General features: G+C 62.0%; 15 protein-coding genes. 8 read left to right on the top strand and 7 right to left on the bottom strand.

Annotation, left to right across the window (positions count from 1 at the left end; all coding sequences use genetic code 11):
* Nucleotides 1–128 precede the first annotated feature (128 nt).
* Nucleotides 129–461, bottom strand: coding sequence for a cupin domain-containing protein (locus tag BN1119_RS17900; RefSeq protein WP_042001328.1), 333 nt, complete (start codon nt 459–461; stop codon nt 129–131).
* A gap of 201 nt (nt 462–662) precedes the next feature.
* Here BN1119_RS17900 and BN1119_RS17895 point away from each other — a divergent pair, with 201 nt between their 5' ends.
* From BN1119_RS17895 to BN1119_RS17875, 5 genes are all read left to right on the top strand, one after another.
* Nucleotides 663–2,021, top strand: a complete 1,359-nt coding sequence (locus tag BN1119_RS17895) for an NCS2 family permease (protein ID WP_042001325.1) — start codon at nt 663–665, stop codon at nt 2,019–2,021.
* A gap of 238 nt (nt 2,022–2,259) precedes the next feature.
* Nucleotides 2,260–3,330, top strand: coding sequence for a dihydroxyacetone kinase subunit DhaK (gene dhaK, locus BN1119_RS17890; RefSeq protein WP_042001322.1), 1,071 nt, complete (start codon nt 2,260–2,262; stop codon nt 3,328–3,330).
* Nucleotides 3,331–3,339: 9 nt separating this feature from the next.
* Nucleotides 3,340–3,969: a dihydroxyacetone kinase subunit DhaL gene (gene dhaL, locus BN1119_RS17885; protein ID WP_005341571.1), complete on the top strand. Its 630-nt coding sequence runs from the start codon at nt 3,340–3,342 to the stop codon at nt 3,967–3,969.
* A gap of 1 nt (nt 3,970) precedes the next feature.
* On the top strand, nt 3,971–4,687 hold the full coding sequence (dhaM, locus tag BN1119_RS17880) for a dihydroxyacetone kinase phosphoryl donor subunit DhaM (RefSeq protein WP_042001315.1): 717 nt from the start codon (nt 3,971–3,973) through the stop codon (nt 4,685–4,687).
* 136 nt (nt 4,688–4,823) lie between these two features.
* Nucleotides 4,824–5,906 (top strand): glycerol dehydrogenase, encoded by a 1,083-nt coding sequence (locus BN1119_RS17875; RefSeq protein ID WP_042001312.1) that lies wholly within the window; start codon nt 4,824–4,826, stop codon nt 5,904–5,906.
* A gap of 94 nt (nt 5,907–6,000) precedes the next feature.
* Here the strand turns inward: BN1119_RS17875 and dhaR are convergent, their stop codons facing one another.
* A complete protein-coding gene (dhaR, locus tag BN1119_RS17870; RefSeq protein WP_042001387.1) occupies nt 6,001–7,902 on the bottom strand; it encodes a dihydroxyacetone kinase operon transcriptional regulator DhaR in 1,902 nt (633 codons plus the stop codon).
* A gap of 537 nt (nt 7,903–8,439) precedes the next feature.
* On the opposite strand from dhaR, the gene BN1119_RS20285 reads away from it, so the two are divergent.
* Entirely contained in the window at nt 8,440–9,900 is a 1,461-nt protein-coding gene (locus tag BN1119_RS20285) for a hypothetical protein (protein ID WP_084205553.1), read from the top strand.
* A gap of 235 nt (nt 9,901–10,135) precedes the next feature.
* Here the strand turns inward: BN1119_RS20285 and ydiK are convergent, their stop codons facing one another.
* Together ydiK and BN1119_RS17860 are read right to left on the bottom strand one after the other, a co-directional pair.
* The gene (gene ydiK / locus BN1119_RS17865; RefSeq protein WP_042001308.1) at nt 10,136–11,221 is read right to left on the bottom strand and encodes an AI-2E family transporter YdiK; all 1,086 of its coding nucleotides are present in this window, start codon (nt 11,219–11,221) and stop codon (nt 10,136–10,138) included.
* On the bottom strand, nt 11,218–12,597 hold the full coding sequence (locus tag BN1119_RS17860; RefSeq protein WP_042001305.1) for a bifunctional NUDIX hydrolase/phosphatase PAP2 family protein: 1,380 nt from the start codon (nt 12,595–12,597) through the stop codon (nt 11,218–11,220). The genes ydiK and BN1119_RS17860 overlap by 4 nt, the downstream gene beginning before the upstream one ends.
* A 181-nt stretch (nt 12,598–12,778) precedes the next feature.
* Here BN1119_RS17860 and BN1119_RS17855 point away from each other — a divergent pair, with 181 nt between their 5' ends.
* Nucleotides 12,779–13,159, top strand: a complete 381-nt coding sequence (locus BN1119_RS17855) for a hypothetical protein (protein ID WP_042001384.1) — start codon at nt 12,779–12,781, stop codon at nt 13,157–13,159.
* 81 nt (nt 13,160–13,240) lie between these two features.
* On the opposite strand, the gene BN1119_RS17850 is transcribed toward BN1119_RS17855, so the two are convergent.
* Both BN1119_RS17850 and BN1119_RS17845 read right to left on the bottom strand, forming a co-directional pair.
* Complete coding sequence (locus BN1119_RS17850) at nt 13,241–14,011, bottom strand: substrate-binding periplasmic protein (protein WP_042001302.1); 771 nt, start codon at nt 14,009–14,011, stop codon at nt 13,241–13,243.
* Nucleotides 14,012–14,060: 49 nt separating this feature from the next.
* On the bottom strand, nt 14,061–14,981 hold the full coding sequence (locus BN1119_RS17845) for a hypothetical protein (RefSeq protein WP_042001300.1): 921 nt from the start codon (nt 14,979–14,981) through the stop codon (nt 14,061–14,063).
* 210 nt (nt 14,982–15,191) lie between these two features.
* Here BN1119_RS17845 and BN1119_RS17840 point away from each other — a divergent pair, with 210 nt between their 5' ends.
* Complete coding sequence (locus tag BN1119_RS17840; RefSeq protein ID WP_042001298.1) at nt 15,192–15,503, top strand: DUF1496 domain-containing protein; 312 nt, start codon at nt 15,192–15,194, stop codon at nt 15,501–15,503.
* A 545-nt stretch (nt 15,504–16,048) separates the two neighbouring features.
* Here BN1119_RS17840 and BN1119_RS17835 read toward each other — a convergent pair.
* Nucleotides 16,049–17,497 (bottom strand): catalase, encoded by a 1,449-nt coding sequence (locus tag BN1119_RS17835; RefSeq protein ID WP_042001295.1) that lies wholly within the window; start codon nt 17,495–17,497, stop codon nt 16,049–16,051.
* Nucleotides 17,498–17,577: the final 80 nt, after the last annotated feature.

Raw genomic sequence — 17,577 nt, 5'->3', positions numbered from 1 at the left:
TAATTTGAAAGGCCTTCCCGACTGGGAAGGCCTTTTTGCTATGCACTTTCAGCATCTGAGTCCAGGAAGCCCAATCTGTCGATTGGGCTTCTTTCGTTGTGCTTTGTCACTGTGGCGAGGTGATTTCTCTAGTAGTAGATGCAGAGCCAGACGGTCGTCTCGGTCGGATGGGTCCATTCCACCCTGTGCTGAAGGTGCGCCGGGATGTTGATGTAATCCCCTGGCCCCAGGTGGACGCGCTCCTGGACCCCGGTATCCGGTGTGATGAAGACCAGGATGGCTTCGCCCTGTATCAGCGCCACCCACTCGTGTTCATCCTGATCGAACCACTCTCCCGTGGGGGTCTGCTGCCCCTGGGAGAGGATGCGCTCGATGCGAAAGTGATTGGTGCTGACCAGGTCGGTGAACACCTCGTTGGGCAGGGGGGAGGGGATCTGGCCAAGCAGGTTGCCTGTGTGCATGGGCTTGTCTCCGGCTGATGGGGGCTAGCTAAGAGTGTAGAAGCTGGAGGGGCGCTTCCCATGTGGATGTTGAGGCTCCCAACGAGGCTGTTGATGAAAAACTTCGGGAAAATGGTCGCTTATCCGCTGCAATCTCGCCAAATTCTTGCTATTTTGCGCGCCAGCAAGCAAACGATTTCCTTCACACTTTCAGGATGAACTATGGCAACGCAACAAACGACGGCCCGCGCCGGCAATGGCGGGTTTCTGGACTCCTATTTCTCCATCAGCCAGCGTGGCAGCACTGTCCGCCAGGAGCTGCTGGCCGGGTTGACCACCTTCCTGGCCATGGTCTACAGCATCATAGTGGTGCCGAACATGCTGGGTGCTGCCGGCTTTGAGCAGGGCCCGGTGTTTGTGGCCACCTGCCTGATCGCCGCCTTCGGCTCCCTGCTGATGGGGCTGTGGGCCAAGCTGCCGATGGCCATAGGTTGCGCCATCTCCCTCACCGCCTTTACTGCCTTCAGTCTGGTGCTGGGTCAGGGGCTGAGCATTCCGGTCGCCCTCGGCGCCATCTTCCTGATGGGTGTGCTGTTTACCCTGATCAGCGTCACCGGCGTGCGCCAGTGGATCCTGGACAACCTCCCCTCCGGCATCGCCCACGGCACCGGCATCGGTATCGGCCTGTTCCTGCTGCTGATCGCCACCAACGGCGTCGGCATGGTGATCAAGAACGAAGGGGCCGGCCTGCCGGTTCAACTGGGTGAAGTGACTTCCTTCCCGGTCATCATGACGGTGCTGGGTCTGGCTGCCATCTTCGGTCTGGAGCGTCGCAAGGTGCCGGGCGGCATCCTGATGGTGATCATCGCGATCTCCATCCTTGGCCTTATCTTCGACCCGAAAGTGACCTGGCAGGGCTTCTTCGCCATGCCGAGCCTGACCGGTGAGAAGGGCTCCCTGGTAGGGAGCATGGATCTGCTGGGCGCCCTCAATCCTGTGGTCATTCCGACCGTGCTGGCGCTGGTGATGACCGCCGTGTTTGACGCCACCGGTACCATACGTGCCGTGGCCGGTCAGGCGGGCCTCATCAACGAACGTGGCCACATCATCAGCGGCGGCAAGGCCCTGACGGCCGACTCCGTCAGTAGCATGGTGGCGGGCGCCGTTGGTGGCGCTCCGGCTGCCGTCTACATCGAATCTGCCGCAGGCACCGCAGCAGGTGGCAAGACCGGTCTGACCGCAGCGCTGGTCGGCGTGCTGTTCCTGCTGATGATCTTCCTCTCCCCGCTGAGCTATCTGGTACCGGCTTACGCCACCGCACCGGCCCTGATGTACGTCGGTCTGCTGATGCTGGGCAACGTCACCAAGCTGGACTTCAGCGACTCTGTCGATGCGCTCTCCGGCATGCTGTGCGCCGTCTTTATCGTACTGACCTGCAACATCGTGACCGGCATCATGCTGGGCTTCGTGGCGCTGGTCGTTGGCCGCATCTTCGCTGCCGAGTGGAAGAAGCTCAACGTCGGCACCGTCATCATCGCCCTGGCGCTGGTGATCTTCTATGCCGGTGGCTGGGCCATCTAACCCGTCCGCATATTCCGGTTATAGCCAAGGGCCCTGCGGGGCCCTTTTTCATGGCTGTGAGTCAGCTAACAGTTTCCCGCCCGCTAGCCCTGCGCTGTTTCAGATTGAAACTCCGAGCCCCCTTCTGCTGTTTCAAATCCGAACCAAATCGCCCGTCATTTTTATCCCTTTTTCTGTCGTTAGACTGGCTCCATCAACCATTTGCCCACCCGTGCGGTGGCAAGCCAAGGAGTGAGCCATGAAGAAACTGATCAATGCCGTCGATGCCGTGGTCCGTGAACAACTGATGGGGATGGCAGCCGCCCACCCCGAGCTCAAGGTACGTATCGAGCCCCACTACATCACCCGCGCCGATTCCCCCGTGATGGGCAAGGTGGCGCTGGTCTCCGGAGGTGGCAGCGGCCACGAGCCGATGCACGGTGGCCTGGTGGGCAAGGGGATGCTGGATGGCGCCTGCCCCGGCGAGATTTTTACCTCCCCGACCCCGGATCAGATGTATGAATGCGGTCAGGCGGTGGATGGCGGCGCGGGCGTGCTGTTTCTGGTGAAGAACTACACCGGCGACGTGCTCAACTTCGAGACTGCGGTCGAGCTGCTGCACGGTGACGGGGTCAAGGTGGGCTTTGCCCTCATCGATGACGACGTGGCGGTCAAAGACAGCCTCTACACCGCCGGTCGCCGTGGCGTTGCCACGACCGTGCTGTGCGAAAAGCTGGTCGGAGCCGCTGCCGAAGCGGGCTATGATCTGGCGCGCTGCGAGGCGCTGGCCCGTCGCATCAACAACCAGAGCCGCACCATAGGCGTGGCCATGCATGCCTGCACCGTGCCTGCCGCCGGCAAGCCCTCCTTCACCCTGGCCGACAACGAGATGGAGTTCGGCGTGGGCATTCACGGCGAGCCGGGCATAGCGCGCCGCCCCTTCACCGACCTCAATACCCTGGTGGAGGACATGTTCAGCGAGCTGGCTGACAACACCCCCTATGGCCGCACCCTGCGCCACTGGGACAGAGCCTCCGGCAGCTGGCAGGAAGAGCACACCTTTATCGAGCCGCTGAATGGGGGCGATCGGGTCATTGCCCTGGTCAACAGCCTGGGTGGCACCCCCATCTCCGAGCTCTACGGCGTCTATGGCCGCCTCGCTACCCTGTGCGAAGAGGCAGGCATCCATCTGGTGCGCAACCTGATTGGCCCCTACTGCACCTCCCTCGACATGACCGGCATCTCCATCACCTTGCTCAAGGTGGATGATGAACTGATGACCCTGTGGGATGCCCCCGTTCACACCCCCGCCCTGCGTCGCGGCTGCTAAGGAGAATCCATGTTAAGCAAGCATCAGATCGTCAACTGGCTGCTCGACTGCGAACACATCTTCACCGAGCAGCGTGACTACCTCACCGCGCTGGATACCGACATCGGCGACGGCGACCACGGCCTCAACATGCAGCGCGGCTTTGCCAAAGTGGCCGAGAAGCTGCCCGCGGTGGCGGACAAAGATATAGGGCAGGTGCTGAAAACCACCGGCATGACTCTGCTCTCCTCGGTCGGCGGTGCCAGCGGCCCGCTCTACGGCACCTTCTTTATCCGGGCCGCAGCCAGCAGCGATGCCTGCCAGAGCCTCAGTCTCAGCCAGCTGTGCAAGATGCTGAGCGACGGGGTGGAGGGGATCGTCTCCCGCGGCCGTGCCGAGCCGGGCGACAAGACCATGTGCGACGCCTGGTGGCCGGCACTGGCCGCCCTGCAACAGGCGCAGCAGCAAGAGCTGCCGCTCAACGAAGCGCTGGACAAGGCGGTGGCAGCCGCCGCAGCCGGCACCGAGGCTACCATCCAGATGCAGGCCCGCAAGGGGCGCGCCAGCTACCTTGGCGAGCGCAGCATAGGCCATCAGGATGCCGGGGCCACCTCGACCCTGCTGCTGCTGACCGCCCTGCGTGATAGAGCGAGGTTGTGACATGATCGGAATCGTAGTTGTCTCTCACAGCGCCATGCTGGCGGCCGGATTGAAAGCGCTGGCCGACCAGCTCGGCAGCCCGGCCAGATTGCTGCTGGCGGCCGGGGTCGATGACCCCGACCACCCCATCGGTACAGATGCCATCGCCGTGATGAGTGCGATTGAAGAAGCGGACGACGGCAGCGGCGTGCTGGTGTTGATGGATCTCGGCAGCGCCCTCTTGAGCGCCGAGACCGCCCTCGAACTGCTGTCCCCGGAGCTGAGCGCGAGGGTGCGGCTCTGCCCCGCCCCGCTGGTCGAGGGCACCCTGGCCGCCGTGGTGGCGGCCGGTTCCGGCCTGACGCTGGATGAGGTGGCCGCCGAGGCACTCGGCGCCCTGGGCCCGAAACAGGCGATGCTGCCTGCCAGCGCGGCGCAAGCCTCCACCGAGACAGCCCCCGTTGCCGACGACGGCTGGCTGCGCTGCGAGGTGGTGGTGGACAATCCCCACGGCCTGCACGTACGCCCCGCCGCCCGACTGGTGGCGGCCCTCAAGCCCTTTGCCGCCGAACTCAAGCTGCAAAAGGGGGATAAAGAGGCCAATCCCCGCAGCCTGACCCGGCTCGCCATGCTGAACGTGCGCCAGGGCGACCGGCTCACCCTGCTGGCGCGCGGGGAGGATGCCGCCGCCGCATTGACCAGCTTCCAGCAGCTGGCCCTTGATCGCTTCGGCGACTGACCTGCCTGCTTCAAGGCGCGGCTGCGGCCTCATCGGCCAGCCGCGCCACTCTGTCGTGCAAGTAAAGACGAAGGAGTCCCCGGCACTGCCGCCCCTTCGCCCCGATTCTTAATACATAAAGAGAGAGGGATAGAATATGGACCGCATCATCATCAGCCCCAGCAAATACGTGCAAGGCAACGGGGCCCTCGCCAACATCGGCAACTACGTCAAGGCGCTCGGCGCCAAGCCACTCATTCTGGCCGACGCCTTCGTCACCAAGCTGGTAGGCGATACCGTGGCCACCAGCTTCCACGGCGCAGGCATCCAGCCCGAGTTCGACTGCTTCAACGGCGAGTGCTCCCGCCCCGAGATCGACCGCCTGCTGGCTCGCTGCAAGCAGACCCCGTTTGACGTCATCATCGGCATCGGCGGCGGCAAGACCCTGGATACCGCCAAGTCGGTCGCCTTCTACCAGCAGGTACCTGTGGTCATAGTGCCGACCATCGCCTCCACCGATGCCCCCACCAGCGCGCTGGCGGTCATCTACACCCCAGAGGGGCAGTTCAGCGAATACCTGATGATCCCGACCAACCCCGACATGGTCATCATGGATACCGGCGTGGTCTCCCGCGCCCCGGTGCGCCTGCTGGTCTCCGGCATGGGGGATGCACTCTCCACCTACTTCGAGGCGCGTGCCAACAAGGTGTCCGGTTGCCAGACCATGGCCGGTGGCGCCTCCACCCTGGCGGCCCAGGCCATCGCCGAGCTCTGCTACAAGACCCTGCTGGCCGATGGCTACAAGGCCAAGCTGGCGGTGGAGCAGGGGCTCTGCACCAAGGCGGTGGAGAACATCATAGAGGCCAACACCTATCTGAGCGGTATCGGCTTCGAGAGCAGCGGTCTGGCCGCCGCCCACGCCGTTCACAATGGCCTGACCCAGCTGGCCGAGTGTCACCATCTCTACCACGGCGAGAAGGTGGCGTTCGGTACCCTGGTACAGCTGGTGCTGGAGAACGCCCCGATGGCGGAGATCGAGACAGTGCTGGGTTTCTGCCGCTCGGTGGGCCTGCCGACCAACCTGCATATGATGGGGGTCAAGGAGCTGGATATGGCGCGCCTGATGGAGGTGGCCAGAGCCTCCACTGCGGAGGGTGAGACCATCCACAATATGCCGTTCAAGGTCACTGCCGAGGATGTGCTGGCGGCCATCGTCACCGCCCACCAGCTGGGGCTGTAACCGCGCCACGGCTGACCTTGTCATATAAATCGGCCCCGCAACTGCGGGGCCGTTTCATTTTCTACGGGCCGGTTGGCGACGGCCTGAATAACCGTCAGCCGTGATAGTCGGCGGGATCGATCTCGAGTAGCTTGAGCCGCCGCCACAGGGTGGTGCGACTGATGCCCAGATGCTGGGCCATCTGGCTCACCTGCCCCTTGCAGGCGTGGGCGCAGCGCAAAATGGCCTGGCGCTCCAGCTCGGCCAGGGTGAGCAGCGGTTGTCCCACCACCTCGTCCGCCACCCGCTGATAGCCGTGACGAATGGCGGCGGGCAGCGCCTGCGGCGGGATCGGCCCCTGACCGGCATGAAGCAGCGCATGCTCCACCGCACTGCGCAGTTCCCCTAGATTGCCGGGCCAGGGATAGGCGAGCAGACAGTCGAGGGCCGCCGGGCTGAACTGGCGCACCGGCTCGCGCCCCTGCGCCCCTAGCTGCTGGCTGATAAGACCCGGCAGATCGGCCGCGCGCTCCCGCAGCCCCGGCAGCCATAGCTCGCACGCCTGCAAGGCATAGAGCAGCTGGCGGCCAAACAGCCCCTCCTGCACCTTCTGCTCCAACGGGGCGCTGCTGGTGGCGATGATCCGCACCTTGAGCGGCAGAATGCGGGCCGAATCGAAGCGCTGGATGCGGCCGGTCTTGAGCAGTTGCAGCAGCGCCGCCTGCATGGGGGCAGAGAGGCACTCCACTTGCTCCAGCACCAACGTGCCGCCGTGGGCCAGCTCGAACTTGCCGGCCCGCTCCTGCCCCGCCTCGTCGGAGCCCATCAGCTCCAGCGCCATCCGCTCGCTCGGCAGCGCCTGACAGTTGAGGGTGATGAGGGGCCCGGCGGCCCGTTCGCTACCAAAGTGGATCGCCTCCGCCAGCTGGGCCTTGCCCACCTCCTCCTCGCCGCGCAGCAGGATCGGCCCCTGACTCTGGGCCGCCTGCCGGGCGTAGCGCAGCAGCTTGCGCATGGCGCTCGATTCCCCCACCAGGGCAGAGAGCTCGGGCACCGTCTGGCGCAGCTGATGAATGGCCCGCAGCCGATCGACCGGGTGCAGCAGGGCGATAAAGCTGACCCCCTCCGGTCCCGGCAGCGGCTTGAGGCTTATCAGCGCATTGATGAACTCCCCCTCCTGAGCGCCAAGCCGCTCAAGCGTTACCTCCACATGGCTGAGGGGCGTCTGCCCCCTGATGGCCAGCTGCAACCGCTGGGGCAGCAGCAGGTGCTGCTCCAGGGGCTGGCCGAGACAGAGCGCCGGATCGAGCCGCAGCCGGTGTGCCGCCAGGGCGTTGAGGTAGCGCAGCCGGCCCTGGGGATCCCAGGCCAGCACGCCGTCATCCATGCCGTCCAGCAGGGCGTAAAGCTCGCTCAGATGGTGCTGGGACTCCTGCATCAGGGTCTCCATCTGCAGCAGATGGGCCAGCTCGCGCCCGGCGCTGACGGTGAGCGCCAGATCCCCGACCGTTGCCTCCTCCACCCGGCAGACCAAGGCCATGATGGCGACCTGACGGCCGTTGCTGTTGTAGACCGGGCTGGCGCAGCTGTGCCACGGGTGCAGGGTCTGGTTGAAGTGCTGGGGGCCGCTGACGCAGAGCGGCACTCCCTCCAGCGCCGCCAGATTGATGGCATTGGTGCCGATACGCCCCTCGCTGAAGAAGGCACCGGGGCCAAAACCCAGGGCTTCGAGTTCTGCCAGCGTCTCGCGATGGCCGGTGCGGGCCAGCAGGCAGCCGCTCTCGTCGGTGAGCAGCAGGGCGCAGGGGCGCCCCTCCATAAATTCGTAGAGATCTTCGAGGGCCATCTCGCCTGTGGTGAGCAGGTCCCGCTTGCGCTGGCGCAGGCTCTGCAAGGTCTGCCCCTTGGCGCTGTGGGGCGGATGCCAGAGGGTGGCGCTGGTCTGGTGGGCGCAGCGAAGCCAGGAGGCCTGCAGATAGTCAGGCCAGGGCTGATGATGCTGAAGGTCAGATGGCAGGGTCACGGCGATATCCGGCAAGATGTGAGCCGACCATTTAACCACGCCAGCGCCCCCGATTCAGTGACCTGCCTCAGAGGGTGGCAAGCCCGCTCTGCTCTTGGTCGGGTTCGCCCGCGAATTTGGCGACAAGGTCGCCGACAGCGGTGGCATTCACTGCATCACCCTCCACCAGCCAGCCTGACCCTCATCTACCCACCGATAACCCGGGGCGTTGCGACGCCCTGGGTTATTACTCCATGCCCATTTTTGTTAGCCACCAACCCCTGCCCCGCCGCTACACGATAACTTGGCCCACAGCGCCATATGGTGTGTAACCTCGATCACACTCCCGAGTTATTTAAGAAGACGAGACTGGGTGGAGCTTTTCATTACCAAGCCGTGGATGTATTTTTGTTTGGTGGCAAAGTAGCGCCAAAAGAGTATCTTGGCTAATACGCTCAACACTAGAGCCAGGATTTTAGATGTTGATTTAAATTTAATTTTCGTGGTGATCATCCAGACGAACAAGGCTTATATGTCAAGAGGAGATTCTCAGTGGGTCAGCAGCAATTACACGACTTGATTATTTATCAAGATAGATACTTTGAGATATTGACTGAATTTTTCCTCAATGTAACTGGGTGCATGCCTCGTGACTTTTCAGCTCTGAATAACTTCTCTGAATCTATTCAAAGAATGGCCGTTACTTTACAAGAAAACCCTAGCAGAGCTGAAAAATGTATGATGGGCTTTTCAACTCTCGAAAAAGAATTAAAAAGATTATACTCGGAGGAAGGTGCCAAGGCTTTTAGCGCGGCTAAGAGTTTAGATGCATGTAAGTTGAATTTAGGTGGGGGCAGCCGTTTTTTACTGACGCAATTAAATGCGACTCGAAAATCTCTTCTTTATTCCGACACAGTTTTAATTCCAGACCCAATTATGCCATGGTTAGAGAAAAGCCGTGGCGAGGAAAAATTTAGTCATGTCATCCCTCTTCAGATGGCATTTTTCTTGTTGCACTTGAGTGACTTGAAAGGAGCTGAGTTTGATATTCCACCATTTTTCGTATTTCCAAGCTTTGAGAAATCACTAGAAGAACATGATCAGCAAACACAAGAGAATAGCATTCAACTTATACAAGATTTTTTCTCATATTATGTAGATCCAGGAATATCTCACCCTCGAGAAATTATGGAGTTTGCCATAAAAAAACCTGATATTTACTTTAGTAAAATAGAAGAAGCAAGGCTTTTTGTATCGCCTGGATCGGAGCCTGGAGAGCCTATAAAGATAGCTTTAGAAAATTACAAAGCTGAAATGAGACAATGGAGGTCAGAAAAATGGTGTAACGAGTTTTTTTCAAAAGGTGACATTAGTATCGTAACTAACGCGATCTGTGAACGTATTATGCCAAACTACCATTTACTAGAAAATTCAGATGAGCTCAGAAGCCATCCATTTCTATGTATTGATGCACAGGCTCACTATTACCAACTGATCGCAAAAATGAAAAATGTATCTGCCGGTAAAGTTACGTCATTTGATCCATCTACATCAGCAATTTTACAGTCTCTCACGTCTAAAAGACTCGACTATTTAGCTAATATCAAAGACTCGCAACTCGTGGCATTGAGAAAGACAGATGAGAATGTGGAGTTTAGGCGAGAATTGAGAGATTTGGTTAACAGTTTGCCTAATACCAAGCTTGAAGATTTAGGATATGTCGCAGCAGAAGTATGCTCTCATATTGAAAGGGCAATATCAAAACACGAGACGCAAGTTTCATTATTTAATGATAAATATCAAGCAAAACACAAGTATACAGCCTTAATTGCTGGCGGCACATTGGCTGTAACAATGTTTCCTGTTTTAGCTCCTTTCCTAAGTGGGTTACTTCCCTTGGGTGCTGCAGTAGCTACAGGTAAATACATTTCCGATAAACTCGAGGAAAAAGCAGAGGCTGGACAGTTTTCTCACTCCATGATGGGGGTGATCTCTAAAGCAAAAGGGAGCTGAAAGATAAAAGGCGTTGCTATGGAAAATGTGCTCGCTGGCATGTCTAGATTTCTGTAAAACCCGTGGATTCAATTAGCCGTAAGGCATAATCGAACCTGCATGGGACGGTAAGATGTGGGATATGCGGTTGGCGCGGATCAGCCAATCCGACACGATCGCCATAAACCACTATCACCACAAACCAAAGAGCCGCCCTTATGGGCGGCCCTTTGCATCAACTATAGGGGCTGAATCGTCACTCCGCCTTGGGCGCATCCACCACGGCCGCCGCCGGTTGGTCGCCCTCCTTGATCCAGGCATCCAGCAGGGTATAGCCCACTGCCAGCATCACGGGGCCGATAAAGAGCCCTATGATCCCCATGGCCAGCAGGCCGCCGATGACCCCCACCAGGATCAGGATCAGCGGCAGGTCGGCGCCGCGCTTGATGAGGAAGGGGCGCAGGAAGTTGTCCATGGTGCCCGCCAGCAGGGACCAGACCAGCAGGAAGGTGCCCCAGGTGGTGTCCCCGCTCCAGTAGAGGTAGCCCACGCTGGCCAGCAGCACGGGGAAGGGACCAATCTGGGCGACGATCAGCAGGAACATCAGCACCACCAGCACCATGACGTAGGGAATGCCGGCAATGAGCAGGCCGATCCCGGCCACGGAGGATTGCACCAGGGCGGTCACCACCACACCCATGGCGACGGCACGGATGGCCTGGGAGGCGAGTACCACGGCGTTGTCACCGCGCTGGCCCGCCAGGCGATGGGCGAAACGGCGAATGCCGTCGGCGGCTTTTTCCCCGGAGTGATAGAGCAGGCCGCAGATGGCCACGGTCAGCAGGAAGTGGACGAACAGGAGGCCGAGGTTGCCCGCCTGGGAGGCGAGCCAGCGGGCGGTCTGGCCGAAGTAGGGGGCCAGCTTGGCGAACAGGACCTGGCCGCCGCTCGCCAGGATCTGCTGCCAGAACTCATAGAGCTTGTCGCCCACCAGGGGCACCTGTTGCAACCAGAGCAGCTTGGGGGGGGGCGAGTGGCTGAGGTTGGTGCCGAGTTCGATGAGCATGGGGGCCTTCTCCGCCACATTGGCCAGCGCCATGAACAGGGGGATGACGAACATCAGCAGCAGGACCAGGGTCATGAAGAGGGCGGCCAGGGCGCGCTTGCCCCACAGCAGGCGCTGCATCATCCGCATCAGGGGCCAGGTGGCGATGGTGATCATGGTGGCCCAGACCAGGGCAGGCAGGAAGGGGCGCAGCACCATGAAGCAGGAGATGATGAGAATGCTGAGAAACAGCACCCCCAGGGTGATCTTGGCCAGATCCGGTTTCTTGAAGGTCATGATGTTCCTTGCGGTGGGGCCATGCCCCGGTTGTGGTCATCGGTCAGGGAGAGGAGCCACCAGATACCATGGCTCAACCAGAGCCCCCAGAGCCCATAGAGTATGCCTTGCCCGCTCAGGATCAACAGGGAACTGGAGATGAGCAGCGGCAGACCTGTGCTGAGCAGCCCCAGCAGCAGGCAGCCCGAGAGGGCAATGAAGCCGACCAGCCAGGGGTGGCGCCGCGTGCGATTTACCCGGCTCTGGCTGCCGAGCAACAGGGCCAGGCTGGCGATGGCGATGGCGGCCAGGGTGGGGGATTGCAGGATGGCGGCCCCCATGCCGGCCAGGCCGGCGAGCAGCAGCCAGGCCAGATAGCGGCTGGCCAGCGGCAGCAGCCGGGAGCGCAGGGTGAGCAGGAACAGTCCCAGCAGCAGGCCGGCCACCACGTCCGAAATGAAATGCACCCCGAGCCAGACGCGGGCCAGGCCGGTGGCGCTCCCTAGCAACAGCGCCAGGGTCAGTGCCGCCCCTCGCCGCTTCGGCCAGGCCCAGCCGAGCAGCAGCCCCCACCCCAGCATGGCGGTGGCGGTATGGCCGCTCGGCATGCCGAAGCCCGAGACGGCGCGTGGGGCCAGATCAGGCATGAAGTTGAAGGGTCTGGGCCAGGCCACGGCCTCCTTGGCGAGCTGAGTCAGCAGGGCGAGCCAGAGCATGGCGAACAGCAGTTGCCAGACTCTGGGCCACCCCAGCAGGGGCAGCAGGAAGGGGATGAGCAGCAGCAGGAAGGGGGTCGATCCCGCGAGGTTGGCCAGTTGCAGCCAGAGCGCCTTGGGGCCGATGAGGCTCTGCACCTGGCGGATCAGGGTGAGCTCCCGATCATGAAGGGCATTGGCCTCGGAGCGAAAATCCGCCACCCAGGTGACCTCGCTGTCCGGGATGCTGGCGAGGCGTGGCACGATCCAGTCGAGCTGGGCCGGGAAGCGGCGCAGGGCGTGGGGCAGGGTGGTGGGAGCGATCAGCAGGGCGCTGAGCACCTCCCCATCCCGGTTGGAGGCCTGAAGCAGGGAGACGGCCCCTGTGCCGGACTGGGCCCTGATGGGGCTCAGGCTCTGGCAGGCGAACAGCTCGGCCGATCGCCAGCGACCCAGGGGGGCGACGATCCGGCCTCTGAGCCCCGTCTCTTCGAACAATTCCCGCAGCGCCGACTGGGCCGGGGTCTCGCCCTGGTCTATGTAGCCGCCGGTCAGGCTGTAGCGTGACGAGACCCTGTCTTGTACCAGCAAGACCTTGTCCTGATGTTTGACGACGCACACGGCGCCGCTGGGGGCAGATTGGGCGAGTACGGGCGGGGCGGTCAACAGGGCCAGTAACAGGCAGCAAACGTATCTGATCATGGGGAGCCGGATCCGGGGACGATAGCCAAGCCTCACAGAAATCAGTAGCTTGGGCAATGATTTCCCTGTCAGAACCGGCCTTGTCGTCAGGTTTGTCCCGGCCAGGATTGCCCTTGCTCGCCCCTGTGCCTACTATTGGCAGCTATCGTCACCCTTCATGCAGCAAACCGTGGGACTCTTCATGAAACAGTTAGGTTTTTATCTCGGCATCGGCCTTGGCGTCATCCTGGTACTGTTTGGCAGTATCGTCATCTGCCAGGCCCTGCCTGCCGCACTGGACGTGCTGGAAATGCCGAGCCGCATCCCCTTCGTGCGCGAGGTCTACACCTGGCTGATGAGCAGCGCCAATGGACTCACCGCCCAGCTGGAGCAGAACTTCCTGGAGGCTTTCCAGACGGTACTCAAGCTGATACTGCTCATCACCTTCATGTGGGTCTGCGTCAAGCTGGTCAACATGGGGGTGCTGATCATCCGGGCCGGGGTGGATCTCATCCGCACCGCCATCGAGCACAGCGAGCCGGCCGCCAGCAAGGACAACGAGCAGGACAACCTCTACAAATAGGTGCCTGCCTCATAGGCGGATGGAAAAAGAGGTCACCCAGGGGTGACCTCTTTGCTTGGCGCCGGGGCTGTCTGCCCGGCGTCACTCTATCTCGGGCAGAGGGGCCTGGTTGCCCGGCGCGAGCTGGTCCCGGTAACGGGCCTGGAGGGCACGAAACGCGGGCCCCTGACGCACCTTGTCCAGGGCCTGCTGCAGCCTGGCCACCTCGGCCGAATCCACGGCGTCATTGAAGGCGAAGCAGTCATCCTGCTGGGCCAGTACGGCCACGGTGACGAACTGGGTCGCCGGGTAGCCGAGCTGGCGGATCTGGTGGCGCAACATGACTTCGTTGCCCGCGACCAGGTCGGTGCGGGCCAGCAGCAACTGGCGCACCACCCGATCCATGCTGGGTACCGTCATCAGCTGGCTGGGGGGAACGCCGCGATTGAGCAGCAGTTGTTCCCCCACATCGGCCTCCATGGCCCCAATCCTCAGATTGAGCAGATCGGCCCTGCGCTGGATCGTCGGCAACTGGTCGGCCCTGGCCATCAACACGATCCGGGAGTGGCTGATGGGGCAGACCCATTGCAACCGGGAGGCGCGTCGCTGGGTGCGTGCCGTGGTGAGCAGGACGGCATCCGGCTGCTGGGTCAGCAGATACCAGGCCTGGGCCCAGGGCAGGAAGTGGATGGGTTCCTCCTCCTGCCCCAGCTCCTGCCACATCAGGCGCAGCAGCTCTATGCTGAAGCCGCTGGTGCGCCCCTGCTCATCCAGGCCGTTGAACGGCAGGTTCTGCTCTGAGTAGTAGGTCAGGGCCGTCAGGGGCGGGCTGGCCAGGGTGGCCAGCAGGCCGAGCAGAGCCATGAGTCTCATCGTGCGGCTCTCCGGTGGCAGGGTCTGGCCGGGGTCATGGCGCTTTGCCTCACTTCAGCAGGGCCTCCAGTTCGGCCTCGGCGCTGGCGCGGGCGGCGGCCTGAGGATCCTGAGTCGGTAACGCCTGGCTGACCGCCTCGGCGCCCTGTTTGCCGGCGTCTTCGACCGTCTTGCTTACGGCCTGAGCTGCGGCGGCGCTGGCGCTCTCGGCGGCTTGCTTGCCGGCGTCATTGACCGTCTTGGTCACGGCCTGGGTTGCGGCGGCGCTGGCGCCCTCGGCGGCCTGCTTGCCGGCTTCATTGACCGTCTTGGTCACGGCCTGGGTTGCGGCGGCGCTGGCGCCCTCGACGGCCTGCTTGCCGGCGTCATTGACCGTCCTGGTCACGGCCTGGGCTGCGGCGGCGCTGGCGCCCTCGACGGCCTGACTGGCCTGGTTGCTGACCGCCTTGGCGGCCTGCTGGGTCGCCCCGTTGATCAGCTCGCTGGCCGACCCTGTCATGGCCCCCTTGACGGCCTCGCTGGCCGGTGTCTGCCAGCCGGCCATCTCTTTTGGCCAGCTCGGGGTCACCTGACCCAGCTGCTCGCCAAACACCTCGACGGCATCTCCCTTGAGCAACTTGACCGCCATCTGGTTGGTATCCGAGTTCCACACCAGGCCAGCCTTCTGGGCGAGGTCGGGCACAGGGGTATAGCGGGAGACCACATAGAAGAGGGGACCCTCCTGTTGCAGCTCGCCGGCGGTCTTGAGCAGGGAGACAGTGGTGTCATAGTTGGGGCCGAGCAGGGCCGTCATCCTGTCCTTGATGAGGGGTTGTTCGAACAGATTGACCTCGTTGGGGTCGAAACCGACCAGTGGCTTGAGCAGGGCCCACATCAACTGGCTGGAGGGACCCATCATCAGCAGGGGAGCGACGCAGGCGGACAACATCAGGCTCAGGCAGGTCGCCTTGAGCAAGGGCATGATACGCATTGGGGGAAAATCCAAATAACGATTTGATAATTAAGGTAATCTTGGTCTCGATCAGACCAGGTTACTGGGGTTGTGGCGACCAATTCCTGTACAGGCTGGCGCGGCGCTCGCAGGCTACCATATTGGTTCCGGAATGCCAGATGGCGTGTCACTTATTAATCAAGTTTTCCCCCCGGCTGGTCGCCTGAAAGAGGAAACCAAGGAGTCGCGATGAAATCAGTCGTTATCATGCTGGCCCTGCTGGGGCTCACCCTGCCGGCCATGGCAGAGTCATCCCGCCATACCATTCGGACCGGCACGGATCTGGTGCTGCCCCTGGGCGCCATGGCGGAGCGGATCTGCTGGTATGAGGGGAAGCAGTATTCTCTCGGCGCCCGGATCCCCCAGGGAGAGCACGGGCTGATCTGTGCCCCCATCAACCTGCAGGAGAGCAATGGCCCCCTGGCCTGGCGCCCCTTGCAGGAGGAGAGGGGGGAATCCGCCCCTCCGGCCGGGGTGGATCGCATCGAGACACCCCGCTGAGCTTTTCTTGATCCAGCTAAAGACAGGAGCGGGAAGGCTATCGCATAATACGGCCTCGCTCACAATTGGCATGGGACCCAAGACTATGGCTCGTCGCTCTTCCATTACTCAACGTCGTCGCAATAGTTGGTGGTACAAACGCCTGCTGGTCAGGGAGCGGGCAGAGCGCGAGGCGCGCTCCGTCCGGGATTGATAGAGATTGATAAAAGCGGGAACCTCAGGGTTCCCGTTTTTGGGTCGTGACAGTGCCGGTATCGGGCTGGCTCGTCGCCCTTCCTCCTTTCATCACACCGACGTCGTCGCAACAGTGGGTGGTACAAACGCCTGCTGGTCAGGGAGCGGGCAGAGCGCGAGGCGCTGCGTCCGGGATTGATAGAGATTGAGACAGATTGATAAAAGCGGGAGCCTCAGGGTTCCCGTTTTTTATTGATCCCGCCTGAGGAGACGCGGTTGGCCAGCATGGCTGATCAGACTCTCTGGGGGCATGACTTGAAACGGGGCCAGCAGGCCCCGTTGCTATGGTGCATGGCATGGTGCATGGCGGCTTAACGCTGCAAGGCGGCCAGTGCCAGCTCGACCCGCTTGGCGTACTCGGGGTCGGCCTGCTCGAAGTGACTGAGCTGGGCCGCGACTATGGCGTCATCCTCCACGTTGATGAGGGATCGCGCCAGGTTGGCGGCGAGGCGCGCGCGCTGCCCCTCGTCCATCAGGCGGAACAGATCCCCTGGCTGGCTGTAGTAGTCGCTGTCGTAGTCACGAAAATCGTAGTGCAGGGCGGCCCCTTCCAGGCTCAGCGCCGGTTCGTGCTGCTCGCTCGGCTGCTGGGTGCCGAAGCGGTTCGGCTGATAGTTGGGGCTGGCGCCACCATTGCTGTCCGCCCGCATGGCGCCGTCGCGGTGGGCACCGTGGTGGAACGGGCAGCGCGGGGCGTTGACCGGCAGCAGGCCGTGGTTGACGCCGAGGCGATAGCGCTGGGTGTCGCCGTAGGAGAAGAGCCGCCCCTGCAACATGCGATCCGGCGAGAAGCCGATGCCGGGCACCACGTTGGCCGGGGTGAAGGCGGCCTGCTCCACATGGGCGAAGTAGTTGTCCGGGTTCTGGTTGAGCTCAAGCACGCCGACCGGGATCAGCGGATAGTCCTTGTGGGGCCACACCTTGGTGAGGTCGAACGGGTGGATCTCGTAGGTCTGTGCCTCGGCTTCCGGCATCACCTGCACATAGACCTTCCAGCGCGGGAAGTCGCCCCGCTCTATGGCATTGAACAGATCCGCCTGACTGGTCTCTCTGTCCTGACCGACGGCATTGGCCGCCTCTTCATCTGTGTAGAAGCTGTGGCCCTGCTCTGTCTTGAAGTGGAACTTGACCCAGAAGCGCTCGTTGCCCGAGTTGATGAAGCTGAAGGTGTGGCTGCCGTAGCCGTTCATCTCCCGCAGGCTCCTGGGGATGCCGCGATCGCTGAACAGTATGGTGACCTGGTGCAGGGATTCGGGGTGGCGGGACCAGAAGTCCCAGGCGGCGGTGGCGCTGCGCAGGTTGGTGCGCGGATCCCGCTTCTGGGTGTGGATGAAGTCGGGGAATTTCAGCGGATCCCGGATGAAGAACACCGGGGTGTTGTTGCCCACCAGATCCCAGTTGCCCTGCTCTGTGTAGAACTTGAGGGCGAAGCCGCGCACGTCGCGCTCGGCGTCGGCGGCGCCCTTCTCCCCGGCCACGGTGGAGAAGCGCAGGAAGACCGGAGTCTGCTTGCCGACGGCGTTGAAGAAGTCGGCCTTGCTGAATTGGCTGATGTCGTGGGTCACGGTAAAGGTGCCGTAGGCGCCGGAGCCCTTGGCGTGCACCACCCGCTCGGGAATGCGCTCGCGGTCGAAGTGGGCGAGTTTCTCCATCAACCAGATGTCTTGCATCAGCACAGGGCCGCGGGGGCCGGCGGTAAGGCTGTTGTTGTTGTCGACGACGGGGGCACCGTTGGCGCTGCGCAGGGTCTTGTCGGTCATTGGGCATCTCCTTGTGATGATGGAGGCACGATACGGCAAGGGGCGCGAGCGGGGCCAATTGGTCAGCTATAAGTGTTTGA

It is taken from the genome of Aeromonas bivalvium (assembly GCF_000819765.1).
GTDB lineage: Bacteria > Pseudomonadota > Gammaproteobacteria > Enterobacterales > Aeromonadaceae > Aeromonas > Aeromonas bivalvium.
Note: the sequence above shows the minus strand (reverse complement) of the source record. Positions and strands in the feature narration are given on the sequence as shown.

Bases quoted from the DNA above. Each gene is read 5' to 3' on its own strand.
- BN1119_RS17900 (WP_042001328.1), bottom strand. From the start codon at position 461: ATGCACACAGGCAACCTGCTTGGCCAGATCCCCTCCCCCCTGCCCAAC.
- BN1119_RS17895 (WP_042001325.1), top strand. From the start codon at position 663: ATGGCAACGCAACAAACGACGGCCCGCGCCGGCAATGGCGGGTTTCTG.
- dhaK (WP_042001322.1), top strand. From the start codon at position 2,260: ATGAAGAAACTGATCAATGCCGTCGATGCCGTGGTCCGTGAACAACTG.
- dhaL (WP_005341571.1), top strand. From the start codon at position 3,340: ATGTTAAGCAAGCATCAGATCGTCAACTGGCTGCTCGACTGCGAACAC.
- dhaM (WP_042001315.1), top strand. From the start codon at position 3,971: ATGATCGGAATCGTAGTTGTCTCTCACAGCGCCATGCTGGCGGCCGGA.
- BN1119_RS17875 (WP_042001312.1), top strand. From the start codon at position 4,824: ATGGACCGCATCATCATCAGCCCCAGCAAATACGTGCAAGGCAACGGG.
- ydiK (WP_042001308.1), bottom strand. From the start codon at position 11,221: ATGACCTTCAAGAAACCGGATCTGGCCAAGATCACCCTGGGGGTGCTG.
- BN1119_RS17860 (WP_042001305.1), bottom strand. From the start codon at position 12,597: ATGATCAGATACGTTTGCTGCCTGTTACTGGCCCTGTTGACCGCCCCG.
- BN1119_RS17855 (WP_042001384.1), top strand. From the start codon at position 12,779: ATGAAACAGTTAGGTTTTTATCTCGGCATCGGCCTTGGCGTCATCCTG.
- BN1119_RS17850 (WP_042001302.1), bottom strand. From the start codon at position 14,011: ATGAGACTCATGGCTCTGCTCGGCCTGCTGGCCACCCTGGCCAGCCCG.
- BN1119_RS17845 (WP_042001300.1), bottom strand. From the start codon at position 14,981: ATGCGTATCATGCCCTTGCTCAAGGCGACCTGCCTGAGCCTGATGTTG.
- BN1119_RS17840 (WP_042001298.1), top strand. From the start codon at position 15,192: ATGAAATCAGTCGTTATCATGCTGGCCCTGCTGGGGCTCACCCTGCCG.
- BN1119_RS17835 (WP_042001295.1), bottom strand. From the start codon at position 17,497: ATGACCGACAAGACCCTGCGCAGCGCCAACGGTGCCCCCGTCGTCGAC.